Source organism: Actinoplanes sichuanensis, assembly GCF_033097365.1.
GTDB lineage: Bacteria > Actinomycetota > Actinomycetes > Mycobacteriales > Micromonosporaceae > Actinoplanes > Actinoplanes sichuanensis.
The window spans coordinates 11,988,289-12,012,794 of the sequence record NZ_AP028461.1; the positions used below are offsets into that span (position 1 = coordinate 11,988,289).

Here is a 24,506-nt window from a genome sequence, read left to right on the forward strand (position 1 = left end):
GACGCGGACGCCATGCGGCGCGCGGCTCACTGATGGTGCCCCGGGGCGCGCTGCGTGCGCGCCCCGGGATCGCAGTGGTTAGAACGGTGGCTCGAAGTTGTCCCAGTCGATCGGGGCGGGTGCGTAGCCGCTCATGATCTGGACAGCGGCGGGAACCTCACACATGCCTTCGCGTGCGGCGTCGGCGTTGAGCGTGTCGACGAGGCCATCGGGGATCTCGGCGTACTCGCTGAGCATGTCGATGATGACTTTCGCCTCGGTGATCTCCCGGAAGTCGCATCCGAGGTCGTGGTCGGGGGCGTCGTCTTCGTTGTTGTTGCTGGTGAGCCAGACCTGAGCGAAGAAGGTGCCGAACGTGCGTTCCCATCCGGCGACGGCACAGGACACGCTCGGGTCCACGGGCTTGAATTCGTAACGGCTCACGATTAAGCCTTCCCTGTTGAATTGTTCTGACCAGTGGTAGTCGGGGCTTGGTCTCCCTGACTGCATTAATGGTATAACACTAAACGACTGATATCTATGGTTGGCGCATTTAAGAATGAGCATTTTTTGGGTTTCGCGCGCCCGCTGAGACGCATTGCGTAAGCGTTCCCGCTGGTCACGGGCGCGCGCACGGCGGCTGGCCGCTTTTTCGGCCGTGGGGGGCGAGCTTGCTCGCCAGGTCGGGAGCGGCTGGAGCCAAATGCAGTGCGGGGGTTTCGATTAAAACATCATGCGGGTTCTGCATGATGTTTTATGAGCCCGCACTGCATTTGGTGGAGGCCGTGAGCGACCTACACTCGTAGCGTCAGCCGACGGCCGGAAAAGGGGCTTTGACAGCGCGGCCGTAGGCCGCTCCTTTCTACCGGCCGGCCACGGCCGGCCGGGTTGAGCCCGCACCGGACCGCCAGTCCTGCGACAACAAATGCGGAGGACCCGCAGGTCCTCCGCACCCCGAGCTCTACCGCTGGTTGTAGTCGCGGACGATCCGGTACTCCCGGTAGTCGGCGGGGCTGGCGGTGTCGTAGAACTCCTTCTCCCCGACCAGGACGAACTTACGGGCGGCGCGGGGGCGGTTGAGGCCGGTGTCGCGGCGCGTGCGGCGGTCGGTGAAGTCGAGGTGCTGGAACATGGCGCTTCCTCCCTGCGGTGAACCGGTGCGGCTGCCGCCGGTGTTTGCCGGGCAGCCGCGCTGACGGGCCCAGGTGGGGCCGGCGCGGCCTGCCGGTGGGCAAGCCAGACTTCGGGTCAAAAGATCTTTGGCCGGTGCAGCGAAGCAATCCGGCCAAGATGTTTTGCCGGTTTGACCGCCGCCGGACGGGTCGGCCATCCATGAGGACTGGCATGTGCGTCTGTCTGGCATCGGCGGCCAGTCCGCATCCGTTCCCGCCAGGGGCGCCATGTTCGGCCCTCGACGCACGACCGCCGCGGTTACGCGTTGCGGCGCCGGCCGGGTCAACCGCCACCGTGCCGCCAACCTCTTCCCGGGGCAACGCCGGACGGCAACGCTGCCCGGCACAAGTAGGTCGCGCGCTACCGGTGTTGTCCGCTGGTGCGGCAGCTAGTGGATTCGATGCGCCGGGCAGTTCCCAAGCTCAACGTTCTTGGTGTGGCGGGCCCGGGTGGTGCCGGTCCAGGTGGGGTTGCACCTGGACCGGCACCATCCAGGGTTAGGCGCCGAGACCGTGCTGACGGGCGAGGGCCGGACCGAGTTCCACCGCGGCGACAGCGGCGGGTAGGTGGCGGTGCTGCCAGCCGTGCAGGGCGGTCGCCAGGTCAGCGCCGTACTTACGGTGCTGAGTGAGAGCGGCGGCCAGGCCAGCGGCTTGTTCGATGCCGTTGTTGGCGCCGCGGGCGGTGTGCGGGCGCACCGGGGCGAGCGCGTCGCCGATGAGCACGGCGTGCCCGTCGCCGACCGGCCAGGCCATGCGGGTCGGCGGGTCGATGTCCATGACCGCGGCGGCCATTCGGGTGCCGGTGGCGTGGACGAGGGCGGCTTGCTCGTCGGGCAGGTAGCGCTGGGCGCTGTCGTCGACGGCGGCGCGGGCCGTGCCGGTGACGTGCTGCGGCAGGGCGAAGACTCTGCGGGTCGGTGCGGCGCCGAAGAAGTCGGTGTACTGGGCGGCGGTGGCGCCGAGGTAGAAGGTCCAGTCGGTGCCGCCGGGGATCGGCGCTACGTTGAACTGCATCCCGCTGCGGTCCGGTTCGAAGCGCAGGAAGTCGGCCAGACCCGGCAGGATGGTGTCGGTCTGGCCGCGATGGGCGACGTAGCCGGCGTAGTGCAGCTGCCGGTCCGGGTCGAGCAGCCGCCGCCCGGTGGAGGCGCGGCCGTCGGCGAAGACCACCAGATCGGCGGGCGCCGTGTCGCCGTCAGCGAAGTGCAGCAGCGGCCGGCCGTGCGCGGTGTCCAGACCGGTGACCCGTTTGCCGGTGTGCAGCACCTCGGCGGGCAGGCGGCGGGTCAGCGCCGGGTGCAGCAACGACCAGGTGGTGTTACGGCCGGCGTAGAGATGGCGCTGCTCGGCGCCGGGCCGGCGCCCGTGGACGGCGAACTCCACCACGGCCTCGGAGTTGTAGCGGACGAACTCGTCCTGCGGCACGCCGAGCTGGTCGAGGACGTCGAGCGCCGAGTGTTCCAGGCCGATCAGCCCGCCGCCGAGCGGGGCGCTGGCGGGCACGGCCTCGTAGAGGGCGACGTTGTCGAAGCCGGCGTGCAACAGCAGCAGCGCGGTGGTGGGGCCGGTCAGTGATCCGCCGACGACGGCGATCCGCAGCTTGGGGTTGAGACGGCTGGGAGTAGGCGTGTTCATAGGCGTGGCCTCCGTGGTGCGAGCCCTGGGCGGCTCGCGCCGGTTGCACCGGCGCTGCCGCGTTGACGAGGCCACGGGGGGATCGGCCCGGCGGGTGGCGGGCAAGCCAGACTCTGCGGTCAAAAGATCTTGGAAGCGCAGCGCTGCTGCCGCTCGTTGACCATGGGTGCTGCGCTTCCAAGATGTTTTGCCGGGTTTGCCGGTCGCGGCCGGGTCGGTCATCACTGAGGACCGGCGAACGCGGCGGCCCGCAGTGATGGCCGCCGCGTTCGCCGGTCCGGCTGGCATCTCGAAGGTGCGGTGCACGCGCATCATCGGCTGACCCCCTGGGTGCAGGTGACGGCTGCCGGGATCGGCCCGGTGCGTGGCACCACGTTGCTTGCTGGGCGGCGGAGAGAGACTGCCTGGCTGCCGTGAGTGGAACGACGCGATGTTGATGGATTCACAGCGCTACTCGCCGGTCATCCTTCGACGGTGGCTGTTGGTTTCGCCGTACATGGCCTCGAGTGCGGCGATGAGGGATGCGCGGTCGGTTGTCGCCGCGATGGCTTCACCGATGTCGGCGAATGAGCGCACCACCTCGCCGGTGTTGGTGCAGGCAGCCTCGAAGTCACCGGCACCGGGGGCATAGCGCAGTAGCGTGCCGAGCGCCTCGTGGTGCGGCTCTTCGTAGACGGTGAAGCTGAACTGGTGCGCCGGCAGGGTGCCGCCCTTCATCAGCAAGCACAGGTCGTCGGCGATGTCGTTGCGGGTACCGACGAAGGCGACACCACTGATGTCGTCCAGCGAGGGATCGTCAGTGACGTCGCTCGCGTGCTCGTCGAAGATGGCGCCGATGGCGTCGGCGTAGCCTTCGGGCAGCGTCTCGGGTTTGTCGATGTGAAGGTGTATGGCGATGCTGTCGGACATGGCAGATGGCGGCTTTCTGGCGCGGGTCAGTTCGTGTAGGAGTTCGCGGACTGGAGGTAGATGAGTGGAGCTAGAGGCAGAGCGGCCGGTCCGTCGTCACGCCGGAAGAGCTGCTGGCCGCGGTCCCGCCCGGTAGGCACCTGGTGGTGAGACGTTGGGTGCAGGCTGGTGACGGCTCCGAGGTATCGGCTCGGCTGTTGCGGCCAGCTCGATCTCGGACGGGTCACCGCTCGTCGCTCGCATCGGCCTGCTGTATGACGTTGCCGTACTGGTCTTTCGGCACAGTCGGATCGATGAGGTCGGCGGCCCACGCCACGCCTTCGCGCCGGTACCGCGACGGCAACGACACCTCGTTGCAGCGGGCTCGCAGGAGATCCGCGAAGTCCTTGCCGGCTTCCCGGTAGACGCGCCGGGTCTCGGCTCGCGCCTCCTTGACCTGCTGCTCGGCGGACTCGCGCTGCATGCGGTCGAGCGCGCTGGTGTCGTAGAGGTGGCGGGCGTAGCTGTCGGTGGTGAGTCCTTCGCCGCGTACCAGGTGCTCCCGGAAGTTCCCCTCAGCCGGCCGGAATCCCAGCGCTCGGCGCAAGGCTTCGGCGTAGAAGTCGTTGCCGTACCGCTTCTCCTGCTCGTGGTGGATCAGGTTGGCCATCTCGGCTTGGAGTCGTTCGGCGATGCGATTCCAGTTCACGGGATCGTGCGACATGGCGGTCATGTCCTTACTGGTTCAGTGGTGGTCGAAGGGCGCTGGTGGTGTTGCACGGACGGCAGATCGGGCCGAGGTCGGCCCGATAGCCGGCGTCGCAGGCCTCGCACACGATGCGCAGGCAGTTCCGGCATTCGCCGGAAGCAACGCTGTCGAGTGGGATGCCGCAGAAACCACAGGCGCCGGTCAGGCAGGCATCGGTGTGGCGACCCGGCGGGTGCTGGCTGCACGGATGATCACTCATCGTCGCCGTGGCGCAGGTGGTCGTAGACGGTGGCGGCGCTGAGCGCTGTGCCGGTGCGATGTTGCGGTATGGCGATGCGTCGCCAGCCGATCGGGTCGCACGCCAGCCAGGTGGTGCACTCGGCGGTGGTGACGGCGACGACGTCACCTACGGACAGTGATCGCAGGTGGAGCAGCCGGTAGGTACAGGCGAGCAGGAAGTCCAGCTCGTCGGCGTCGGTCTTGCCGCGGCTGGCTTGCAGATCGCCGAGGTCAGCGTTGAACAGATGGAACGCCCAGCCGGCGATCTGCTCCGGTGTTGTTGCGGCGGGCAGGTGGCGGCGGTGGCTGATGACCTTGGTCAGCGCGTGGTGAGGCTGGTAGGGGCGAAACTGGCTGTCGGTGTTGTGGTAAATCGCGATGTAGTACAGCGTCACGACGATGCCCTTCGGCGAGGGGTGAGCGGCGTTTATGCCGGGATCGGCGGGAGGGCCGACGGCTTGCAGACCGGGCCATGGCGTCACAGCGGAGCCGGTCGAGGCCAAGCAGCATGCCGGGTCCCGGTGCCGCAAAAGACGAGGCAACACCGCGGGCGCCGGCCACTGCGCGGCGAAGATCACCCGTGTGAATCCGGGAATGCTCCGGTTTGGGTGACCTCTGTTGAGCCCAAAGCGTTTGGTGCTGATCGCCGCCCCGAGGCGGTGAGGCCGGCGGTGGGATGCGGGATTGTTCAGGCACAATGCTGCCCGGCCGATTCAGATCGGCCGGGCAGCGTGTCATGACTACCGCATCAGGGTGGCGGTAGCCTCCTCGGTGGACTCGACCGAGACCGCGAAGTCCGCCGCGCGCGCGTTGCGCAGGACGTACGCCATGCCCGCCTCGTCAGCCGCTCGCCCGCGCAGCTGCTCCTCGGTGACGGTGAAGGTGACCGTGTACGTGCGGACCGGAAGCGGGACCGCGTCCAGGTCGTAGGCCTCGACGAACTCGCGGTACAGGGCGCAGTATTCGTCGTAGTCGTAGCCGAGGTTGATGGCCTTGCGGATGGCCGTCTTCAGGCGGGCTTTGGTGATGAACGGATCGGTGGAGTCAGCCGGGGTGAACCGCTCGTCGGCCAGGTCAGCGACAGCGTCGCAGGTCTGGCAGGACGGGTCGCTGCATCCCTGGTTGACCCGGCGCAGCGGCTTGAACGACAGCCCGTCGTTGAGCGCCTGCAGGGTGATGGACTCGGCGGTGCTGCACCAGTGGTTGTCGGCGGCGTGCTGGCGGATGCGGGCGAGGACGTCGGAGAGGTAGACCGAGCCCTCCGGAGCGGCCGGCCGCTCGGCGCCGGTGGAGTCCTGGGCGTCCGCAGTGGCGCTGGTGATCTGGGCGATGACGTTGTCCGTCATGGTGCATGCCTCCATCAGGCTGTTGCTGATGCGGCAGCCCCGCGCCGGGATCGGGTGATCCCGGCGCTGGGGTGCCGCGCTGACGGGGCCGGTCAGAGCCCGCCCATGTGCCTGGGGGTGCAAGCCCCCGGTTAGCGGAAGATCTTGGCGGTCGAGCGCAGCGCTGACCTGGGTGCCAAGATGTTCTGCTGGGGGCTTAGCGCCCTCGGCGCGGGTGGGCTGACCTCGGGTCCCTCAGCAAGCGGCTCCAGACGCCGTAGTAATCGATCACCGGAGCACGACCGGCGTCGTGATGAGTACGCGCGACGGCGGCGGATGAGAATCACGCTTGTGACGCGGACAACGGTCACCGCCGTGGCCAATTGCGCTCCACGGGCGTCGGCAACGTACGCGAAGGCGTCCACGGCATTCCGGCGGTGCGCCCGGGCCCGGCCGGGTTTCCCGTCCACGCCGACGACCACGGTCGTGGACTGGCCCGGCGCGATTGGCCGCGACAGGTTGCACCACCGGTGACGTGGCCGGAGGACTGCCTGGCACTGCCCCGTTCCGGCGGCGGCAGAGTGCTGGCTTCCGATCCGAACGTCGCGCTGGCCGGCTCGACGGCACCGCTGTTCGCCCCGCTCGGTCGCCGTCCGGGCTGCGGGCGAGGCTACGGGTTGTCTGAAGAGACCCTGTGTTGAATCGCGTCAGGCAGGGGCCTGCGGCAGAGCTGCTCGGCGACGCAGCTCGCTGAGTGGTAACGGATAGCTCACGCCTTGGCGTTGTTCCTTGAGGATCGCGACGTCGCCGAGTTGGGTGCGCAGCTTTTCCTCCTCGGCTTCGGCGGCCGCGAATCGTTCGGGGGCTACGGTGAGCAGGTGCCGCCACTGGCGCTGGCCGGCGCGGACACAGACGCCGAAGCAGTTGTTGTGGGCGAAGCCCTGCTCATAAAGGCGAGGCGGCCGCAGCCCTTCGGCGCGAGCCCAGTCGAGCATGTCCTGCTTGCTCAGGTGCGGCGGTTCGCACATCGGGAACCGCACCGGCCACGGTGCCCAGCCCTTCTCGATGGCAGGCACCCGCCGCTGTTCGCTCCAGTCGATGCCGACGTAGAGCATCGTGGTCGCCGGGTCGGCGTTCGCGGTCAGCCACGCGCGGCAGGGCCGCTGCTTCAAGTGGACTGAGCTTATCTGCACCTGGTTCTGGGCGGAAGCAGCGGTGCCCCGCGGGGTTGATGTGGGCGGATTGATGTGGGTGTGACTTGCGGTCAAGAGCAAACTCCCGTTGGAGATGGAAAGCGCCGCGCACCCTGGTTGGGTGCGCGGCGCTGGATGGCCGAGATGTGTGGTTGTAGTGAGAGCCGAAGCGGCGGTGCCCGGTAGGGCACCGCCGCTTGTATTCGGTGGAGGATCAGAGACTGACGGAGCTGGTGGTGACGAGCACCCTCCGTCCGGTGCTGGTCGTGAGGCGAGGGACCTGGGTTGGCCTGGTGGTTGGCACCTTGGTGATCAGGAGGCCGGTCTTGTTGGCTAGGCTGGTTTCGAGGATTTGGCGAACTGTGCTGCTTTGATGCGTTCGGGCAGGATGCGCTGGCGGATGGCGGCGCGCCAGGTGGCGCGGTCGCCGCCGATCACGTGGTCGCGGCCTGCCATGAGACCGGCGAAGCCTTTGCGGGCGACGAGTTCGGGGTCGTTCTTCCAGGAGTTGTCGCCGAAGCGGGTGCCGCCCATGCCGGCTCGTTCGTGGAATTCGGTGGCGGTGGCGCCGGGCAGCAGCGCGGTGACGGTGACTCCGGTGTCCAGCAGTTCCTGCCGCAGGGATTGGGCGAATGAGTAGACGAATGCCCTGGTCGGGCCGTACACCGTTTCGTATGGCGTGGGTGTGGTCGCGGACAGCGAACTGGTGAACAGGATCCGGCCGGTGCGGCGGGCGGCCATGTCGCGGGCGATCGGTTTGGCGAGCCGGACCTGGGAGATGACGTTGAGGTTGATCTCGTTTAGTTCGTCGTCGAGGTCGGTGTCGATGAAGGCGGCTCCGCCGAGGCTGACGCCGGCGTTGAGCATGGCGATGGCCAGCGGTTGCCCGGTGCTGGTGACGGCGGCCCAGACCTGGTCGACGCCGTCGGCGGTGCGCAGGTCGGACTGCACCGGGGTGACGGTGACGCCGGTCGCGTCGGCGAGGCGGTCGGCGGATTCGTGCACCCGGGGCCCGGCGCCGGTGATGATGACGTCGTGGCCGTGCTGTGCGGCCTGCCGGGCCAGGGCGTAGCCGATGCCGGCGGATCCGCCGGTCACCAGTGCCAGGGGTCGTTGAGCGGTCATGAGAGGTCCTTACCCGTTTCAGGCGGCGCGGTCAGCGCCGGTGTCGGTGGTGGCGGTGTCGAACAGGGGCGCGAGGGCCAGCGCTGCCGCGCCCGTCGCGATGGCGTCGGTGGGGTCGGCGGCGAGGGTGACGCTGATGCGCTGCCAGTCCGGTTCGGGGAGAAGCGCGTTGATCGTGGTCGCCACCTGCGACAGGTATTGCTCTGGGTCGGTGAGCACTACCGGGCCGCCGGCGACGATGTGATCGATGTCGAGCAGGTGGATCAGGTTGGCGGCGGCGATGCCCACCAGGTGCGCCGCGTGGGCCGGGTCGCCGGTGTCGAGGGCGGCTCGGGACAGTGCTTCGAGGCAGCCGCGGTTGCCGCACCGACAGGGTGGCCCGTTGAGATCGAGGACTTGGTGGCCGAACTCGCCGGCGTTGGTCCGCCGGCCTCGGTAGACCCGGCCGCCGAGCACGAGACCGGCACCGAGTCCTCGCCCGTGGTAGAGATACGCGAAGTCGTTCGGCCCATCCGGGACGGACAGGGTTTGGCCGAGCGCGGCGGCGTTGGTGTCCTTGTCCACGATGACTGGCACGCCGAGCCGGTCGGCCGCTTCGGCGCCGAGGCGGTAGCCGTTCCATTGTGGTAGCCCGGTCACCCGGTGCAAGACACCGGTGGTGTGGTCGAGTGGCCCGGGGCAGGCGATACCCACGCCGACCAGACGGCTGGTGTCGGCGATGCCGGTCACGACGGCGCGGACCGCATCGGCGACCCGATCGAGGGTGCCGGCGGGGTCGCCGGTCATGCCGTGGGGCAGGTGGTGGCGGGTCACCTTCTGGGCGGTCAGGTCGGTGAGCACGACGGTGGTGTCGTCGCGGTCCAGGTGCACGCCGACGGCGTAGCGGGCGGTCGGGTCCAGCCGGAGCAGGGTGCGTGGTTTGCCGCCAGTGGAGCCGGTGCGGCCGGCGTCGGTGACCAGTCCGTCGGCCTGCAGCCGTTGCACGATCTTGGTAATGGCTTGGGCCGTGAGACCGCTCTGTGCGGCCAGTTCGACGCGGCTGATGGCGCCGCCCCGGCGGACCAGGTCGAGCACCAGGGCGGTGTTGTGGTCGCGTACCTGGGGCAGGTTCGCGCCCGCGGCGCGTCGTGCGGAACTGGGCATGTGGTCATTCTCGCGGATCTCTTGCCATAAGTAAACGCTGTTGATTAAGTTCGGCTCATGAACGAGCCGCTACGGGTCGGTCTGATCGGTTACGGTCTGGCCGGCTCGATGTTTCACGCCCCCCTGATCAGTACGACCCCCGGCCTGACCCTCGGCGCAGTGGTCACGTCGCAACCGGACCGGCAGAACCAGGTCCGCCGTGACCGTCCCGGCGCCGAGGTGCTGGCACGAGCCGACGAGTTGTGGGCCCACGCCGGCGATTTCGACCTGGTCGTGGTCGCCACCCCCAACAGCAGTCACGTCCCGCTGTCCACCTCCGCCGTCGAGGCCGGCCTGCCCGTCGTGGTGGACAAACCGCTGGCGGCAACCGCCGCCGAAGCCTCGAAACTGGCCCGGCTCGCCGCAGAACGCGGCGTGCCGCTGACGGTCTTCCAGAACCGGCGGTGGGACAGCGACTTCCGCACCGCCCAACGCCTGGTGGCCGACGGCAGACTCGGCGACGTGCTGCGCCTGGAATCCCGATACGAACGATGGCGGCCGGTACTCAAGGCGGGATGGCGCGAACACGACGACCCGGCCGAGGCCGGCGGCCTGCTGTACGACCTCGGCAGCCACCTGGTCGATCAAGCCCTTCAACTGCTGGGACCCGTCACGCAGGTCTACGCCGAACTCGACCAGCGGCGGCCCGCAGCCCGCGTCGACGACGACGCGTTCGTGGCCTTGCACCATGCCGGAGGCGCCCGCTCACACCTGTGGATGAACGTCGTCGCCGCCGAGCCCGGACCACGACTGCGCCTGCTGGGCAACCGCGGCACCTTCGTGATCCACGGCATGGACAGCCAGGAGGAGGCCCTGCGTGCTGGCGGGCTGCCGACCGGGCCGGACTGGGGACGCGAACCCGCCGAGCGGTGGGGCCGGCTGATCGTCGACGGCCAGAGCGAGCCGGTGCCGAGCGAGCCCGGGGCGTACCCGGCCTTCTACGAGGGCGTCGTTGCGATGCTGCGTCACAACGCCCCGCCGCCGGTCGATCCCGCCGAGGCGATCGCCGCCCTCGCCGTCCTGGAAGCCGCCCGCCGATCCGCCCGTGAGCAGCGCGTGGTCACTCTCGGAGACGCCCGATGACCCGAGCCGACAACCCGTCCACGCCTACCGAGCTGATCGCCCAGCTCGAAGCCGAGCAGCGGGAACTGGTTCTCACCCACTTCGATCACGACGACGCGTGGCAGCTCGGTCAGCTCCTGGTCGACCTGGCCCACGAGCGGCGAGCTCCGGTGACCATCGACATCCGGCACGGCAGCCACCAGTTGTTCCACTACGCGCTGCCTGGCACCTCGGCCGACAACGACGCCTGGATCGAACGCAAGAGCAGGGTCGTCGCCCGCTTCGGCGACAGCTCCTACCTCGTCGGCGCACGAGGCAGACTGGCCGGCCGATCGTTGCAGGAACGGGGAATGGACCCCCTGCATCACGCCGATCACGGCGGATCGTTCCCGATCACCATCGCCGGAGTCGGTGCCATCGGTGCCGTGACGGTGTCTGGTCTGCCGCAGGCCGAGGACCATGCACTGGTCGTCGAGGCGTTACGCCGCTTCGCCGCACACAGTGACCGAATCGCTGGATGAGTTGTGTCCGTTCTCGGGGAGCGTGGCAGCCTGGTGGACGGATTTGAGGCTCCGGCCACCAGGCTGTGGCGGCCTATGGGGTGAGTGGGCGTAGGCCAGGCATGCCGAGTCCGACAGTGCCGGTGACCTGGTTGAGTCGGGTGGCTTGCTGCCGTTTGTCGGTGAGGAATCGCAGGGTCAAGTCGAGGCCTTCGATCTCGCCGAGCCAGCCCTCGGCCTGGGCGCGTTCCCGCCGGGCTTTCAAGTCCTCCTCAAGTTCGGCGAGCCGGTCGAGCATCTTCGGGTTGATATTGAGCATCGGGCAGCGGATACAGGCGTGTTCGTGCTGGCACGGCGTGCCGTAAGGCCGTGCGCACGAGCCGAGTTCAACGCGGCGCTTGTCGAAGTGTTCCTCGAACTCGGTCCATTCGGTGGCGGTGGCGTCGCGGTATTCGTCGGCGGGCCGGTGGGTCCGACGCTGCTGGAGATAGTGCTGGTAGTGACGGACAACGTCGTCGTCGAACACGGCGACGTAGCCGCGGGTGGTCTGGATGTTGAGGTGCCCGAGCAGAGCGGCGCCGATGTGGATCGGCAGGCCGCTGTTGACCAGCTCGGTGGCGAAGATACGCCGGAAGTCGTGCGGCGTGATGTTCAGCCCGCGGAAGGCGGGATGGTGCTCGGCGACGGCTTCACACAGGCGCCGCAGCATGAGACCGATCGTGGCCGGGGTGATGACGTGCCGGCTGGTGCCGCGTTGACGTTGGAACAAGAACGGCAGTGGGGTGCTCCAGAGCTTGTCGTGGGCGTCGAACCGGCTCAGCCGGGCGATCGGCTGCCCGTCGTGAGTGTGCCGGCGCACGACCTGGGCGATAACGTGGAATAGCTCGGCGGACATCGGGATGACGCGTTCCCGGTCGGTCTTCGACGGGGCGATCACCAGCAGGGCGATGACCTCGCCGTTGGCGCGCTGGTACTGGCGGATGCTCAGGTGAGACAGCTCGACGAGCTCTTCAATGCGAACACCGGAGTGTCGCAGGGTCTCGATGATCGCCCACTGCCAGAAGGTCGCCTGCTCGAGAGTGCTCAGATGCAGGATCGCGCCCGTGCTCTCGTCGATCGCCCGGATCGGTCGGTCTTCGTACCGGGCCCGTTTGTGATCGGCCTTGGAGACGTAGCGGCGGTAGACACGGCCGGCGACCGAGAACGCCTCACCTTCGGCGACGGCGGCCGCGTGTTCGAGCAGGGTCTTGGCGCGCTGGTGCTGGCTCTCGACGTGATCGACGAGCACCGGCAGCAAGGGTTGGCGCAGGCGGGTGCGGTCGGCGGAGCGTTCCTCGATTCGGCGGCGGCGTTTGCCGCCGCCGCGGAACTCGGTCGGCGAGATGGGGCACGGCGCGACCCATACCGCCCACCGCTCGGGTTCCTCCGCGGCCCAGGTGTGCAGATCAAGGTAGAAGCTGCGGATCGCGATGGTGATGTCGTCGACGTTCGTACGAGGCTGGCCGTCGTCGCGGGTGCGCAGCTGCTCACGCCAGACGGTGTACACCTGCGGATCGATGCGCAAGTCGGCCTGGCCCGGGCTGAGCCGTTCGATCTTGGCCCAGAAGTGGTGGGTCAGCGACCGGGCGAGATTGTTGATGGTGGCGTAGTCGGTCTCGGCTCGGCGGCGGGTGATGTAGTCGATCAGCAGTTGCCGCACGCCCTGGTGGGCGATGGGGTAGCGGTCGACCAGCTCGGTGGTGCTGAGCTGCCCGCGCAGCATCGCGGCGCGCATGGTGGCCGGTGTGCTGGCTGGGAAGTGGCCCATCGCGTGCAGGACGTTCCACAGGCCGATGCCCCAGAACAGATTGGCGTCCTTCTTGCCTTCGCGCAGCACGGTGAGCACCCGGCGGGTCTCGTGGGCGTAGTGGAGGATCGCGGCCGGGGTGACGTCGGCGAGAGTGACGCCTTGAACGGTGAGCAGGCAGCACGCGTCGAACAGGGTCCGGCGCCGGTGGACCCAGCTGGCCTCGTGCCCGTCGACATACGCGACGTACTTGTCCAGCAGCGAATCGGACTGGGCGGCGACGAACGGCGACGGGAAGTCCCGGAACTTATTGCGTCGAAAGGCCATGAGTGACGGCTGGACGGTTCGCAGGCAGAACAGCATCTTGACGCCCGGGCTGATCGTCTGGCTCGGCTCCAGTTCAGACAGGATGCTGCAGGCAGGCAGCGCTCCGGTGCCGAGAGGGCTGGCGTCCCATCGCTGCTGCCACGTTGATCCCGGGAAGGTCTGCAGGTACCGCAGGGCTGCCAGCACCTGGGTGCGGCGCTGGGCGCGTTCGCGCGGGCCGCCGTCCCAGGCCGTCAGGGCGACCTCGCCGACGTGTCCGGCCGGTGCCGTGGCGAGCTCACCAAACGGGCGTGCAGGCACCGCCGCGGTCGCCGGCTGCGCGGAAATCCGGCCGGAAACGAACCGGCTCGGGAAGCCGAGTTCCTCCAGGACCGGGCCGATGCGGTGATGACGACGGCTCAGCCCGGTCGTGGACGTAGACGCGGATTTAGGCACCGAACACCGCCGCGATGTCGGCCGCGTCATATCCAGCGGTGTAGGTGACGGGCGGCCGTGGCCGGCTGTAGTGCTCGGCCAGTTTCTCGACCAGGTCCTCGACGCGTGCGGTGAGATAGCGGCCGGTGACGCGGATGTCGGCGTGCCGCAGGATCGCCTGAACCTCCGCCAACGTCAGCTTGCCACCGTTGACCATGCGTGTCGCCGCGGTATGCCGCAGGTCGTGCAACGTCCAGTTGGTGCCCAGCGTCGCGTTGGCCCTTTGCAGGATCCGCCGCAGCGCCCAGTAGGCCAGCGGGCGGGTGTCACCCCGCCGGGTACGCCAGAGCCGCTCGCCCGCAGCTGGGACGCCAGCCTCGTCCAGGTAGCGGGCCAGATAGACGAACGCCTGCGGTGAGGCGGGCACCATCTGCCGGGCCCGCGTGCCCTTCGAGATCACCCATATCCGCTGGCCGGCCCAGTCCAGATCCTCGACCGTCAGGCCGAGCAGTTCCGCCGCCCGGGCACCGCTGGAGACGAAGAACTCCAGCAGCGCGCGGTCCCGGTCGCACCCCATCGCCGCGAACAGCTCATCCCAGAGCCTGTCCGGGATCGAGCGCGGCAACGGATCGATGACTCGCTGCCGCAACCGTGCCCGCCCGAATCGCGCTGGCGTCTCCAGCGCGCTGCGATGTGCCAGGACCCGGCGGCGCTGCGAGGCGACCGGGACCGGATTACGCACCGGCCCACGACCTTCGTGGGCGTGAAAGAGGTAGAAACCGCTGACTACCGACAGGCCATGGTTGATCGTCGAGGGTGCGTAGCCTGCACGCAGAGCAGGCTTGCCCGTCCGCGCGTTCACCGAACCAGCGGGTTGTGTCCTGGGGTCCGAGCGGCGGCGCTGAGGGTTCTGCGCCGACCGCAGCCAGCCCACCATCACCGCGACCTCAGCCTCGGTCGCCCGGTCCCAGTCAATCTGCAACAGCCACAACAGCCGGAACCAGCGCAGCATCCCGAACGCGTAACTGCGGCAAGTGAGCTGGCTGCAGTCGCTGAGAGCGAGTTGGCGCAGGTAGCCGGTCACCGGCTCGATCTCGGCTCCCGCATCGTCACGAACGACGAACGGCGGATGCAGTAGGCCGGTATCGACCACCGATCCCGCCGAGGGCACGGTGCCTCGCCCTTCCACCAACAGAACACGCAGATCCACGCCTGGCTCCCTGAGTCATCATCGACAGCACCGGAAACCTATGAGGGCTCCTCGGTGCAGATAACTCAGCACGGGGCGATGCGAGAGTTTCCGACGAAGCGCTGGTCGGCGAAGACCTGCCACGGGGTGCGGCCGTCGGCGACCACGATCGGCTCGACCCCGAGTAGCGAACCGACGTCGGCAACAAATCTCCACAGGTCAGGATCTTCAGCCTTCGTGTCGGCGGCCAGAAGGATGAGGTTGTCCGTGCCGTATTCGGCGGCGACGCGCATCGCGGCGGCCCAGCTGCCGATGCCACCGGAGAACTGCACGACATGCTTCATCGCCGCGGCATTCGGTGGCGCGGATTCCGGGCCACGGGTCATGTCGTGGTCACGGGGCTGATGCGTTGCACCGGAGGTTGGCACCGCGCCGGCACTGAGGGTCATGGCGTAGCCCCGGTACGCAGTGCGGCGGCGCGGTGCAGGACATCGCGGTCGGGGACGCTCCAGCCGTCGGCGGATCGGGTTTGCCGCTTTCCGGCGAGGTCGATGAGCACATACCAGCCTGTTTCGTCGGGTGCTTGCCGTCGTGGGTCGACGGGGCCGTGTTCGGTCAGGTAGGCGGGGATGCGGTCAGCGGCGAGCTGGTGCAGGCGGTTCACCCACTGTGCGGAGGTGCTGTCGTGCCAGCCAGGGTGCTCGCACGATTGGTACCGCAGCGAGGCAGCGGCGGCCTCAATGACTTCAGGGTCGATGCGGCCGGGGTAGGGCCGGTACCGGTAGGTGTCGACGTCGCGGTCGCGGAAGCCGTGCGGGCCCGGCCTGCCGCCGTCGCGGTCGTGTGGATAGCGGTAGGCGACGCTGGCGAGGTTTTCCTTCCACAGCATCCGGCCGGTGTCGTCGGCCTGGTCGGCAGTGATGAGGTCCCATTGCACGGCGGCGGTGAGGAGAAGGTCGAGGTGGTCGCGGTCGACGATCCAGGCACTCATGTCTAGTTGTCCTTGCTGAGAAGCGCGGTGTGCTGAGGCGAGACGCTGGTGGGCCACCCCCACCGGGGTGGCCCACCAGCGAAGGGCTCAGTGCAGGCCGATGATCGTCAGCGCCGGGGAGTGCTCGAGGATGGCGAGGGCGACGACGTGCAGGCCGATCAGACCGGAGACGTGGGCGATGTCGTGGGTGAGGTGCTCGCGGACCTTACGCAGAACGCTCTTGGGCTCGTTGCCGTCGTTCTCGGGCATGGACGTCACCTTTCGATCGATGAAAAGCAATGAGTGAGGTCAGTAGTCCTCGGGCTGGTTGTCGTATGCACGGCCTGGCCATCGGGCCGCGTCGGGGCTCATCCCGATGAAGGCGCTCGTGTCGTCGTCGCTCCAGTACCAGGAGCAGGTGTGCGGGTTGTGGTTGGTGCCGGGATCGGCGCCGCAGTCACTGCAGGGCCGGGCCGGCCCGGGGTCGGGGCATTCGGTGGTGTGCTCGAAGTACCAGCCGGTGCAGCAGTCAGGTGGTGAGCGGACATGAATCGGTGTCGCGCAGCGAGGGGCTCCTTTATGCGCGGGGGAGGTCGCCCGGTCCCGGGGCTGTGCCCGGGACCGGGCCATGCACGGCCCGCGTCAGCGGGGGCGGTGGACGGTTTCGAGGTTGCCGACGACCTCGGGCCACGCCTCGGCGGTAATCTGCTCGCCTTCAGGGCTGGTGACGAGGTGACCACTGCGCTCGCCGGTGGTGGAGCGGTTCCCGAGGTCGCCGACGTCGACGCTCAGCCCACGGGCGAACATCTTCAGCCCGAGGACACCGTTGTTGTCGAACGGCTGCGGGGCGTTGCCGTGCACGGTGACGGTGGTCCGCAGGCTCAACTTGCGGGCCTGCTGAGCCAGCCGGCCCCAGCAGAGGATGTCGAGCACCTGCGGAGGGGATTTGCGGGTCGTGTTGCCGTCCATCCACGTGCGGTAGTGGGTGATCTCGAACTGGGTGTACTCGCGGCCGTCACGGGTGACACCGGTTTCGGGGCGGCGGGTGATGATGCCTTCGACGATGAACTGCGCGAACATGGGCGGCTCCTGCCATGACGAGGAATGTGCGAGAGGCCGGGCCGGGGCCGGCGGTGCCGGCCCCGGGCGAGAATCGGTCAGGCGTACTCGGGCTCCGGGACATTGAGGTCGCTGATGGACCACGGAGCGTTCTCCGGCTGGAGCGACTCGGCGCTCTTGAACCGCATGCTCAGGGCGATGTTGCTGGCGGTGACCTGAAGCGCGGCGTCGGCCTCGCCGTTGTCGCGGCGGGTGTAGGCCCAGGGCCGAAGGTCGTCGCGGCCGGTGATGACGACGGTGTCGCCCTTCTTCAGCGACATGCAGCGCTCCGCCAGGCCCTCCCAGGCAGTGACGGTGACCCAGGTGGTGTGCGCATCCACCCATTCGCCGTCCTTGACGCGGCGGCTGGTGCGGCCGACGCGGATCTGAGCGACCTTCTTGCCGTCGCGGGTTTCGCGCAGCTCGGGGTCTTCGCCGAGGTTGCCCTCGAACGTGAAGTTGAACAACATGGGGTGGCTCCCGTCGTGTGGTGCGGTGCGGCTGAGCCCCCGGTTCTCGGATCGGGTGATCCGGAGCGCCGGGGTGCCGCGCTGACGGGGCCGGTCAGAGCCCGCCCATGTGCCTGGGGGTGCAAGCCCCCGGTCAGCAGAAGATCTTGGCGGTCGAGCGCAGCGCTGACCTGGTTGCCAAGATGTTCTGCTGGGGGCTTAGCGCCCTCGGCGCGGGTGGGCTGACCTACGGGCCATCTCAGCGGCGGACATCTCCGGCCGCCGCCGGATCTCGCGCCGAACTCGTGAGCAAGCTGGTGAACGCACGCCGGCGGCCAGTACCCCGGACGACAGCGTGGCCGTCCGGGGCCGGTGGATCGAGGACCAGGCAGGCGCCGACATGACGGCGGTGGCGGCTCTTGGCCGCTGCGAAGCGGTTCGGAGGTGCGACCCGATAGCGCCCCACTCCCATGGGCGTTCACGGCGCCGCCCGCCCGCGGGGCAAGGCGGCCTGGCCGGCGCTGAGCGTCGTCGGCAAGGTGGCTGCTCTGCTTCCGCCGGGGCTGCGGCGCGCGTCGCTTATGCCGGAACTGGCGAACATCTGGCCATGTGCGAGGAGATCGCAACACGCCGAGCGCCGTGGTTGCGTGGGGAGCGGGTGTGCCGTCGGTGCTTGCGTCGCGCCGTACCGGCGGCGCCACTCCTGACGTTGATCCCGCCGGAGGGCTGCTGAGGCGTCGCAGCGACCGAGGGATGGCACAAAGCAGGACGGCTTACCTGACCGCTGCTCTGTCGGAGGTAGCAGCACAGCTGCGGGTTACAGCGGTGTCTGCCTCTTCGCGTCGGACAGTCGAGGAGACCCGTTGGCATCGGGCGGTGCTGGAGCAAGGGTGCATGGTCCGGTGAGCTGGGCGAGTGTCACCGCGATGGCGTTACCGTCGCCGACGGTGCGGGCGTAGCCGAGCATTTGCGAGACCGCGCTGCGGGTGGTGCCGTCGACGGCGCAGCGAATGAAGTGTCGGCAGGAGTTCTGCGCTGCGCGGTGGGCGTCGCTGTCGAAGCGGCTCCAGTCGATCGGCTCGTCGTCGCTGCCAGCGGATGCGATGGCCGTCATCAGCGGACCAGCCCTTCGCGGTGCAGCCGGGCGATGAGTGCTGCGAAAGCTCGGCCGGTAGGGCTGTCGGCGTCGATTTCGGCGCGCATCGCCTGGCGCGCTCGATCGAGTAGCTCCTGCAGCGACAGCTGTTCAGCGGTCCGCGCGTCGACGATCTCGCTGCGCGGCGGTTGCCGGTCGGCCACCGTCGATGCTGCCGTCCGCAGCTCGGCGGCGGCTGGCCCGATGAGGTCGAGCAGTAGGGCCGGATCGGCGTCGGTGCCTACGGTCGTGCGGGCCTGAATCTCGCGTGCGATGACCTGGCATGCGTCGTGGCCGAGCTCGAACCCCACCCGGTGCAGGACCGCGGCGGCGTCCGCGCCGACATGGCCGCCTAGGGCGTCGATGATGAGTTGGGCGTAGCGGTGGGCGTATTGCTGCGCCAGCTGACGGAAGTCAGGATGGCTGTTGCCGTCAGTCATGTGATTCCTCGGGGCGTCCGGAGACGATAGGTGGCTGCTGGCTTGAGCGGAGGAGTTGGGTGATTCCGCCGGGCCTGGGCCGTCCGGGAGAGAGTCCGCAGGTCGGGTCAGCGGTTCGGTGTTCTGCTGCGCGCCGATGAAGACGGTGACGGCGCGTACCGCGGGTCGCCCGTGTGAGCGGCCCGGGGCGTTCTGCCGGAAGGCGGGGTAGATGCTGCCGTCTTCCAGGCCCATCACGCTGGAGCGCGCCACCTGGCCGTCGACGAATGCGTAGATATCCGCGCTCAGATACTCGTTGCGGTCGCCGGCGGCCACGCCCGCGAGCTCCACGATTGCCTTCTTCACGCCACCGGCGAAGGAGACGATCACGATGTGGCGCTGCTGATCGGCGGTGTCGAGATCGATGGTGGGGTGGTGGCCGATGCGGTCGAGGTAGTCGGCGAAGGTCTCTGCCATGAGAAGGGCACTTCCAGGGGGGCGAGTGTGGGCATGCCACAGGTGAGAGGAAGGGAGAGCCGGGGTGCCGATGCGGGACGGGGTGAGAACCGCGGTGACCGGCGGCCTGTCACGGTGTTTGCCTAGCAGGGTCAGGCTGGTTCCGGCCGCGGACCTGTGCCGGCCAGCGGCCGGTCGTCGCGCTGTCCGCCCAGGCAGAGCGCTTCCGGCGGCAGGGAGCACGCCAGCCGGTACAGCGACGAGCCGTCGGGGTAGCGGTTGTAGAAGTCCTGATGCGCGGAGCGGGCCGCCGCTTCGGTGTAGGGCTGGGCGGCGAGCCGGTGTACCGAGGTGATGATGTGGTTGAGGAAGTAGGCCGGCCAGGTGAACATGCGCATCGCGGCGGTGCGGCCGGTGTCGGCGTGGACCAGGAACGTCGACACTCGGGTGTGTGTGCCGCGGGGTGCCGGCTGCAGGGTGAACGGTTCGGTGAGCCGTTGCGGGTTGAACGGTGCGTCGTTCCACGGCGAGTCGCCGTACTGGAACAGCAGGAATCCGTTGATGCCCTGTTCGGTCCACCCGAATCGGGCCTTGCCGGTGTGTACGGCGGCTATCTCGCGCAGGGTCGGGCGGGTCAGGAAGATCGCCAGCCGGATGTGGTCGGCGTCCATCCACAGGTGCGGTCCTTGCGGCCAGACAGACCGGTCGGGATCGAACGGGCCGTCGACGCGGTAGGCGTGGCCGTCGGTGAACGTCGCCTCCACCTCGCGCCGATGTGCAGCGCACGCGGCGCCCCGGCCGCCGGCCCAGCCGCGGCCGGCGTCGGTGATCAGCCACCACTGCTCGCGCTGGTTCAAGCTATGCCGGCCGACATCGCAATGGCGCACGGTAGGTGAGGCGGGGAAAGGGCCACTGACGGTTACTACGTTGTCCATATCGGGATTCCCTCGAGGAGTCGTGGATATCGAGCCCGCTAGACCTGCGTGGTGTTGTGCTTGCCACTGGGCGATGCGGGTGCCGTCGGCGTAGACCTGTGTCGGTGTGCGCCGGATCGCATGTCACCCACCGGGGGCGCCGAGTCCGCACGTACGCGCGGCGCAGTGCAGCGTGGCAGTCTGGGTGACCGAGCCCGAAGAGCGGCCGGATGTGCGACCGCCGTAGGACCAATAACGTCGTGCCGGGCGCCGAGCGGTCTGCAAGAGCAGTCGTCCCGGGCGTCGCGAGAGGTCAGAACAATGTCAGCTGCTCATGGCCGCCAGACGGCATCGGTCGGGCTCGCCTGCACGAAGTCGTGCGCCGCAGGTGCGGATCGCGGCGCAGCAGGTTGTCGACGTGGATGCGGTGGCCGGGGCCGGTCTGCGGGTAGCGGATGCCGTTGGTGCCGGGTCGGCGCGAGATGCGGCGCACCTCCACGTACGGCCAGTGCAAGGCGATGATGGCGCATCGCGGCCGCTGATAGCAGATCGGTGGGGCCAGGAGGGTTCGTGCGGTGGGCCACACGTGCATGCCCACCCAGAGCTCACCAGGAACGATCTTGGGAGCCATGGAGCTGGAGCCGTCCTTCCACGGGTGTGGGTGGGTCGGTCAGCTGTTGCCGAAGCGGCAGGTGACGCGACTGCCGTGATGCAATCCCCGGCACTGGATGCCGCCGAGTTGCCGGGCGGGGTCGGCGGCTTTGCGTCGCAGCATGGCCTCCAACTCGTCGATCTCTGAGCCGTGCAGCTGCTGATAGGCGCTCTGGTCACCCATGAGTTCAGCGAAGAGCGGATGGTCGCCGAAAGCGGCCTGCCCCATCCGGAAGTACAGGCCGGCGCCTGCGCCGTGTATCGGAACCTGCAGGCTGACCTTCGACAGCAGAAGGCAGATCTCGGCAGCGGTTGCCGGGCGTAGGTCTGTGTCGGCGGCGACGCGTTCTAGGAGTTCGCGGGCGTGGCCGCGGTAGACGAATTCGGTGCCCATGCCGGAGCCGATGTTGCGGGACTTCAGGAGGCCGAACGTGTGGAAGAGAAGGTCGGCCTGGCCGGGGTGGCGGCGGCTCGCTGCGGCGATTTCGTCTTCGGCCCACTCGACGGGAGTCAGCAGCGAGGCGACCTCCGTCTGAAGTGCGGTTGCCAGGACTGCCGGGTCGACCCCGAGGGATTGGTGACGGGAAGCGTCGAGGACAGTCATATGCGGACTTCCTTATGTGTGGATACTGGTGGCTCACCGTTCGGTTCGGCGTGAGCGGCGGGATCCGCTGAAGCCCTTGCGGACGAGGGCGGCTGGCGTTGTAGCCGTTCTGGCCTGTGCCGGGGGCCGTTGATCTCCGGTATCGGCGGGGCCGTCATCGGCGTCGCCCTGGAGTTCGGCGGCGACAAGAGGTGGTCATGAAGCGCGGCCGTCAGGCGGTGGTGTGCCGCGCGCCGCTGTCGTGTCTGCCGCCGGTCGGCGCCCGGCGTGCCGCTGTGCATGCTGATGCTGTGAGGCGGCCAGCTGTCATCGGCGTGGTCGATCGCGCCCGGCCCGCCAGCCGGAGTCGATGGTGCGCTGCGCCTCGGCGAGGCTCAGTCCGGTCTGCACGGCCGCCGCGGTGAGTTCGTGGCGTATGGCGGCTTCGTCGACGTGGCCGCGAGCCGATAGTTGTCCCAGGCGGAATGCCGCCAGGTGCAGGGTGTTGTTGCGTTCTCCGCCGGTGATGCGGGTGCCGCCGGAGTACACCGGCGCTGGTGCCTGGCGGATGCGTTGTAGTTCACCGTCGAGCGCTGATCGTGTGTACCGGTCGAACCGCGTGATCGTCTCGGCGGTGAGTGTGACGGGGGTGGCTGGTGCGGCGACGAGGGCACGCAGCGGTGGCGGGCAGTCGGGAAGGGCGCGTCCGTTCCAGGGTTGCTGGAAGCGGTAGGTGGCGCCGCTGACGTGGACCGATGGTGGGGCGACGACCAGGCCGCCGGTGCCGCGCCAGTCGACGCCGGGTAGCAGGCCGACCCGGTTCGGCAGGTCGGTGGAGGCGTACCACAGGTGCCAGCCGTTGCCGGTGCGGACCAGCGGCGCGGCCGGTTTGATCACGTCGAGGGTGTCGAGTACGGCGGCGAGCCCGGCGCCGGTGTCCATGTCGCAGACGTCGAGGGCGGTTCCGGTGACGAGACCGACGTTGGCGTCGGGCCATTGGCGCCACCAGGAGTCGATCAGGCCGGGGTCGCGGGAGGCGTCGTGCAGGCCGTGTCGCAGCCGTGGATGCTTGCCTGCGGACTCACAGCTGTCGGCGTTGCGGCAGGTGCAGGTGCCGTCGGCTGCCGGGGTGTGCAGGGGCAGCACAGGGATGCCTGCGCGGGCGTACCACAGGGCTGCTTTACGTAGGTTCGGATCGGCCGGTCGGCCTGTGAGCCTGGAGCGTCGGCGGGAGTTGGTCGCGGTAGCCATCGGCGGTCACCGGCGCTGGCGACGTGACGCGACACCGGCAGCGCCGGAGACATCCAGGAGTGGCCGGTGGCTGTTTAGGGGCGCGGGATGCCGCGACATGGCCGGGATGGCAGCAGAGTTCGGGGGTGGCCAGGAGACGGTCATGATCGTGGTCCTTGAGCGGAAAGGGATTCGCACCCGGAAGGGAACGGATCGTCATGGTGAGTACGACGGCCGCCGGACCTCGAACGCGTTGCCCGGGTCGGCCGGTCCGTGGGGTTAGCACGGGTGCAGCAGTGGCGGTTCGAGGGCTGCTGCCGTGGTGTTGGTCGGCGAGGTGTTGTCACAGGCCGAGGAGTTGCTCGACGGTGAGCCCTGCTGTCGTGTCGGTCAGCGGCACGCGGTCGGTGTCGTGGCCGAAGAGGTGCTGAACGAGACTGCGGGCCGGTCGCCAGTCGCGGTGCCAGGAGCCGTCTCCGCCGATGACGAACGTGTCCGGTGCCAGCAGGTGGCAGCGCAGCAGCGTCGCGGTGACAGCCAGGTCGTACGGCAGCCGACGGGTGTTGCAGTAGAACCAGTGCCGTCGCTGGGGGCCCGGTGCGGGGAGCAGGAAGCTGTCGCAGCCGGCGTCGTCGGCGCCGTTGAACGCGATGCCGGACATCGCATCGATCACCGGTCGGCCGTTGCGGCCGGGGCCGGCCAGGGCGACGGTGCGCGACACCTCCTGCACGATCCGGGTTGTGTCGTGGATCAGGGACGGCCAGACCGCGGCCCAGGCGGGATCGTTCGGCTGGTAGCGCCAGTGGTGGGTGTGGCCCACGGCGGATCAACTCCAGTGAGAAGTGCGGTCAGGGTGGGAGTGGGGCGTGATCGCCCGTGGCAGGGAGTAACGGGCGATCACGCCCCTGGTGGCCCGGACCCTGGGGAAAGAAGGACCGGGCAGGCGGAGCAAAGTCAGTGCGGCGCGGCCGGGCGCGGCGGTTCGGCGTCGATGGCGCGCAGAGCGGTCACCGCGCTGTGCAGGTCGGTCTGCACCCTGGCGAGGGTGGCGCCGGCCTGAACGAGACCGCTGGTCAGGCTGTGGTGGCGGTCGGCCGGGCTCGTGCCGTCGAGGCTGGTGACGAACCGGCCGTGCAGGCGCTGGTCGATCGTCGTAGCCCACGAGGAGACGACGGTCCGGGTGCGGCCGGTGAACAGGGAGAGGTTCTGGACCAGGCAGATCGCGTGGTGGGCGGCCGGAACCGGCGCCACGGCGGCGATCGCCTCCCGCAGAGCGGTGTCGAACGCGGCCAGCGGTAGATCGTGCGGCTCATCGGGGGCCGCGGTGATGCTGCGGGGACGCACGCAGCGCAGATCGTCGAGATCGTCCAGCAGCAGCGACAGGCGCAGGCGGTCGCCGCGGTGCTGGTGATGCCGGCAACCGCAGGGGCCGGCGAGGACGTGGGGTCCGTGCCGTGACGGGATGCTGCCGCGGTAGTGCACCGGTTCCATGTCGGTGACCAGAAGCAGCGCCTCGGCTGCCAGCCCGGTGAGCTGGTCGGCGAGCCCGGAGGTACGTTCGGCGGCCAGGTCACACGCGTGACGGACGTCGCGCCAGTGCGCGCCGGTACGGCGCCGACTGGGGTCGGCCCGCAGCGTGCAGATGGTGTCGGCGACGTCGGTGATCGCCGAGGCGAGCGACTGCGTAGCGGCAGCTGCCGCAGCAATCCCCGTGCTGCGCCCGGCCGCGGTGGCGGTCAGTTCAGGGTTGCGGTCGGCCCGCAAACCGTTGAGAAGGTCGATGACGGTGGCGGTGTTCAGCCCGCGCACAAGATTCCTCCTGCAGATCCGAGA

At 68.9% G+C, this 24,506-nt stretch carries 27 protein-coding genes; 2 read left to right on the plus strand and 25 right to left on the minus strand.

What is annotated here, in order from left to right:
• Positions 1-78: 78 nt before the first annotated feature.
• The 10 genes from Q0Z83_RS54885 to Q0Z83_RS54930 form a co-directional block, all read right to left on the minus strand.
• The gene (locus Q0Z83_RS54885) at positions 79-423 is read right to left on the minus strand and encodes a hypothetical protein (protein WP_317791501.1); all 345 of its coding nucleotides are present in this window, start codon (positions 421-423) and stop codon (positions 79-81) included.
• A 517-nt stretch (positions 424-940) separates the two neighbouring features.
• Positions 941-1,111 (minus strand): hypothetical protein, encoded by a 171-nt coding sequence (locus Q0Z83_RS54890; protein ID WP_317791502.1) that lies wholly within the window; start codon positions 1,109-1,111, stop codon positions 941-943.
• Between the two features lie 538 nt (positions 1,112-1,649).
• Positions 1,650-2,789: an FAD-dependent monooxygenase gene (locus Q0Z83_RS54895; protein ID WP_317791503.1), complete on the minus strand. Its 1,140-nt coding sequence runs from the start codon at positions 2,787-2,789 to the stop codon at positions 1,650-1,652.
• A 450-nt stretch (positions 2,790-3,239) separates the two neighbouring features.
• Complete coding sequence (locus Q0Z83_RS54900; protein ID WP_317791504.1) at positions 3,240-3,698, minus strand: hypothetical protein; 459 nt, start codon at positions 3,696-3,698, stop codon at positions 3,240-3,242.
• Between the two features lie 223 nt (positions 3,699-3,921).
• Positions 3,922-4,401, minus strand: a complete 480-nt coding sequence (locus Q0Z83_RS54905) for a hypothetical protein (protein WP_317791505.1) — start codon at positions 4,399-4,401, stop codon at positions 3,922-3,924.
• Between the two features lie 236 nt (positions 4,402-4,637).
• Complete coding sequence (locus Q0Z83_RS54910; RefSeq protein ID WP_317791506.1) at positions 4,638-5,060, minus strand: hypothetical protein; 423 nt, start codon at positions 5,058-5,060, stop codon at positions 4,638-4,640.
• A gap of 345 nt (positions 5,061-5,405) precedes the next feature.
• Complete coding sequence (locus Q0Z83_RS54915; RefSeq protein ID WP_317791507.1) at positions 5,406-6,011, minus strand: hypothetical protein; 606 nt, start codon at positions 6,009-6,011, stop codon at positions 5,406-5,408.
• 686 nt (positions 6,012-6,697) lie between these two features.
• Positions 6,698-7,162 carry a hypothetical protein gene (locus Q0Z83_RS54920; RefSeq protein WP_317791508.1) on the minus strand — a complete coding sequence of 155 codons (465 nt, stop codon included), beginning with the start codon at positions 7,160-7,162 and terminating at the stop codon, positions 6,698-6,700.
• A 354-nt stretch (positions 7,163-7,516) separates the two neighbouring features.
• Entirely contained in the window at positions 7,517-8,308 is a 792-nt protein-coding gene (locus tag Q0Z83_RS54925) for an SDR family NAD(P)-dependent oxidoreductase (RefSeq protein ID WP_317791509.1), read from the minus strand.
• 18 nt (positions 8,309-8,326) lie between these two features.
• Complete coding sequence (locus tag Q0Z83_RS54930; protein ID WP_317791510.1) at positions 8,327-9,451, minus strand: ROK family transcriptional regulator; 1,125 nt, start codon at positions 9,449-9,451, stop codon at positions 8,327-8,329.
• A 57-nt stretch (positions 9,452-9,508) separates the two neighbouring features.
• On the opposite strand from Q0Z83_RS54930, the gene Q0Z83_RS54935 reads away from it, so the two are divergent.
• Entirely contained in the window at positions 9,509-10,573 is a 1,065-nt protein-coding gene (locus Q0Z83_RS54935; RefSeq protein WP_317791511.1) for a Gfo/Idh/MocA family oxidoreductase, read from the plus strand.
• Positions 10,570-11,073, plus strand: coding sequence for a heme-degrading domain-containing protein (locus Q0Z83_RS54940; protein ID WP_317791512.1), 504 nt, complete (start codon positions 10,570-10,572; stop codon positions 11,071-11,073). Before Q0Z83_RS54935 ends, Q0Z83_RS54940 begins: the two co-directional genes overlap by 4 nt.
• Before the next feature lie 73 nt (positions 11,074-11,146).
• On the opposite strand, the gene Q0Z83_RS54945 is transcribed toward Q0Z83_RS54940, so the two are convergent.
• The 15 genes from Q0Z83_RS54945 to Q0Z83_RS55015 all read right to left on the minus strand — a co-directional run bounded on the left by Q0Z83_RS54945 (position 11,147) and on the right by Q0Z83_RS55015 (position 24,482).
• Positions 11,147-13,465 (minus strand): site-specific integrase, encoded by a 2,319-nt coding sequence (locus Q0Z83_RS54945; protein WP_317791513.1) that lies wholly within the window; start codon positions 13,463-13,465, stop codon positions 11,147-11,149.
• Between the two features lie 127 nt (positions 13,466-13,592).
• A complete protein-coding gene (locus tag Q0Z83_RS54950) occupies positions 13,593-14,789 on the minus strand; it encodes a tyrosine-type recombinase/integrase (protein WP_317791514.1) in 1,197 nt (398 codons plus the stop codon).
• A gap of 65 nt (positions 14,790-14,854) precedes the next feature.
• Positions 14,855-15,217, minus strand: coding sequence for a hypothetical protein (locus Q0Z83_RS54955; protein WP_317791515.1), 363 nt, complete (start codon positions 15,215-15,217; stop codon positions 14,855-14,857).
• Positions 15,214-15,759, minus strand: a complete 546-nt coding sequence (locus Q0Z83_RS54960; RefSeq protein ID WP_317791516.1) for a hypothetical protein — start codon at positions 15,757-15,759, stop codon at positions 15,214-15,216. Before Q0Z83_RS54960 ends, Q0Z83_RS54955 begins: the two co-directional genes overlap by 4 nt.
• Before the next feature lie 87 nt (positions 15,760-15,846).
• Positions 15,847-16,008 carry a hypothetical protein gene (locus Q0Z83_RS54965; RefSeq protein WP_317791517.1) on the minus strand — a complete coding sequence of 54 codons (162 nt, stop codon included), beginning with the start codon at positions 16,006-16,008 and terminating at the stop codon, positions 15,847-15,849.
• A gap of 372 nt (positions 16,009-16,380) precedes the next feature.
• A complete protein-coding gene (locus Q0Z83_RS54970; protein WP_317791518.1) occupies positions 16,381-16,818 on the minus strand; it encodes a single-stranded DNA-binding protein in 438 nt (145 codons plus the stop codon).
• Between the two features lie 77 nt (positions 16,819-16,895).
• Positions 16,896-17,303 (minus strand): single-stranded DNA-binding protein, encoded by a 408-nt coding sequence (locus Q0Z83_RS54975; RefSeq protein ID WP_317791519.1) that lies wholly within the window; start codon positions 17,301-17,303, stop codon positions 16,896-16,898.
• Between the two features lie 799 nt (positions 17,304-18,102).
• Entirely contained in the window at positions 18,103-18,399 is a 297-nt protein-coding gene (locus tag Q0Z83_RS54980; protein WP_317791520.1) for a hypothetical protein, read from the minus strand.
• A complete protein-coding gene (locus tag Q0Z83_RS54985) occupies positions 18,399-19,316 on the minus strand; it encodes a hypothetical protein (protein WP_317791521.1) in 918 nt (305 codons plus the stop codon). Before Q0Z83_RS54985 ends, Q0Z83_RS54980 begins: the two co-directional genes overlap by 1 nt.
• Positions 19,317-19,447: 131 nt before the next feature.
• Positions 19,448-20,152 carry a hypothetical protein gene (locus Q0Z83_RS54990; protein ID WP_317791522.1) on the minus strand — a complete coding sequence of 235 codons (705 nt, stop codon included), beginning with the start codon at positions 20,150-20,152 and terminating at the stop codon, positions 19,448-19,450.
• 370 nt (positions 20,153-20,522) lie between these two features.
• The gene (locus tag Q0Z83_RS54995) at positions 20,523-20,840 is read right to left on the minus strand and encodes a hypothetical protein (RefSeq protein ID WP_317791523.1); all 318 of its coding nucleotides are present in this window, start codon (positions 20,838-20,840) and stop codon (positions 20,523-20,525) included.
• A 39-nt stretch (positions 20,841-20,879) separates the two neighbouring features.
• A complete protein-coding gene (locus Q0Z83_RS55000; RefSeq protein ID WP_317791524.1) occupies positions 20,880-21,464 on the minus strand; it encodes a hypothetical protein in 585 nt (194 codons plus the stop codon).
• Between the two features lie 306 nt (positions 21,465-21,770).
• Positions 21,771-22,694, minus strand: a complete 924-nt coding sequence (locus Q0Z83_RS55005; protein ID WP_317791525.1) for a bifunctional DNA primase/polymerase — start codon at positions 22,692-22,694, stop codon at positions 21,771-21,773.
• A 322-nt stretch (positions 22,695-23,016) separates the two neighbouring features.
• Positions 23,017-23,493: a hypothetical protein gene (locus tag Q0Z83_RS55010; protein WP_317791526.1), complete on the minus strand. Its 477-nt coding sequence runs from the start codon at positions 23,491-23,493 to the stop codon at positions 23,017-23,019.
• 134 nt (positions 23,494-23,627) lie between these two features.
• A complete protein-coding gene (locus Q0Z83_RS55015; RefSeq protein ID WP_317791527.1) occupies positions 23,628-24,482 on the minus strand; it encodes a hypothetical protein in 855 nt (284 codons plus the stop codon).
• Positions 24,483-24,506 lie beyond the last annotated feature (24 nt).

What these genes read in the sequence shown, in the direction of transcription:
- Q0Z83_RS54980 (WP_317791520.1), bottom strand. Translation starts at nt 18,399, where the DNA reads ATGACGGCCATCGCATCCGCTGGCAGCGACGACGAGCCGATCGACTGG.
- Q0Z83_RS54965 (WP_317791517.1), bottom strand. Translation starts at nt 16,008, where the DNA reads ATGCCCGAGAACGACGGCAACGAGCCCAAGAGCGTTCTGCGTAAGGTC.
- Q0Z83_RS54940 (WP_317791512.1), top strand. Translation starts at nt 10,570, where the DNA reads ATGACCCGAGCCGACAACCCGTCCACGCCTACCGAGCTGATCGCCCAG.
- Q0Z83_RS54925 (WP_317791509.1), bottom strand. Translation starts at nt 8,308, where the DNA reads ATGACCGCTCAACGACCCCTGGCACTGGTGACCGGCGGATCCGCCGGC.
- Q0Z83_RS55005 (WP_317791525.1), bottom strand. Translation starts at nt 22,694, where the DNA reads ATGGCTACCGCGACCAACTCCCGCCGACGCTCCAGGCTCACAGGCCGA.
- Q0Z83_RS54955 (WP_317791515.1), bottom strand. Translation starts at nt 15,217, where the DNA reads ATGACCCTCAGTGCCGGCGCGGTGCCAACCTCCGGTGCAACGCATCAG.
- Q0Z83_RS55000 (WP_317791524.1), bottom strand. Translation starts at nt 21,464, where the DNA reads ATGACTGTCCTCGACGCTTCCCGTCACCAATCCCTCGGGGTCGACCCG.
- Q0Z83_RS54905 (WP_317791505.1), bottom strand. Translation starts at nt 4,401, where the DNA reads ATGTCGCACGATCCCGTGAACTGGAATCGCATCGCCGAACGACTCCAA.
- Q0Z83_RS54915 (WP_317791507.1), bottom strand. Translation starts at nt 6,011, where the DNA reads ATGACGGACAACGTCATCGCCCAGATCACCAGCGCCACTGCGGACGCC.
- Q0Z83_RS54895 (WP_317791503.1), bottom strand. Translation starts at nt 2,789, where the DNA reads ATGAACACGCCTACTCCCAGCCGTCTCAACCCCAAGCTGCGGATCGCC.
- Q0Z83_RS54900 (WP_317791504.1), bottom strand. Translation starts at nt 3,698, where the DNA reads ATGTCCGACAGCATCGCCATACACCTTCACATCGACAAACCCGAGACG.
- Q0Z83_RS54970 (WP_317791518.1), bottom strand. Translation starts at nt 16,818, where the DNA reads ATGTTCGCGCAGTTCATCGTCGAAGGCATCATCACCCGCCGCCCCGAA.
- Q0Z83_RS54995 (WP_317791523.1), bottom strand. Translation starts at nt 20,840, where the DNA reads ATGGCTCCCAAGATCGTTCCTGGTGAGCTCTGGGTGGGCATGCACGTG.
- Q0Z83_RS54985 (WP_317791521.1), bottom strand. Translation starts at nt 19,316, where the DNA reads ATGGCAGAGACCTTCGCCGACTACCTCGACCGCATCGGCCACCACCCC.
- Q0Z83_RS54930 (WP_317791510.1), bottom strand. Translation starts at nt 9,451, where the DNA reads ATGCCCAGTTCCGCACGACGCGCCGCGGGCGCGAACCTGCCCCAGGTA.
- Q0Z83_RS54890 (WP_317791502.1), bottom strand. Translation starts at nt 1,111, where the DNA reads ATGTTCCAGCACCTCGACTTCACCGACCGCCGCACGCGCCGCGACACC.
- Q0Z83_RS54935 (WP_317791511.1), top strand. Translation starts at nt 9,509, where the DNA reads ATGAACGAGCCGCTACGGGTCGGTCTGATCGGTTACGGTCTGGCCGGC.
- Q0Z83_RS54960 (WP_317791516.1), bottom strand. Translation starts at nt 15,759, where the DNA reads ATGAGTGCCTGGATCGTCGACCGCGACCACCTCGACCTTCTCCTCACC.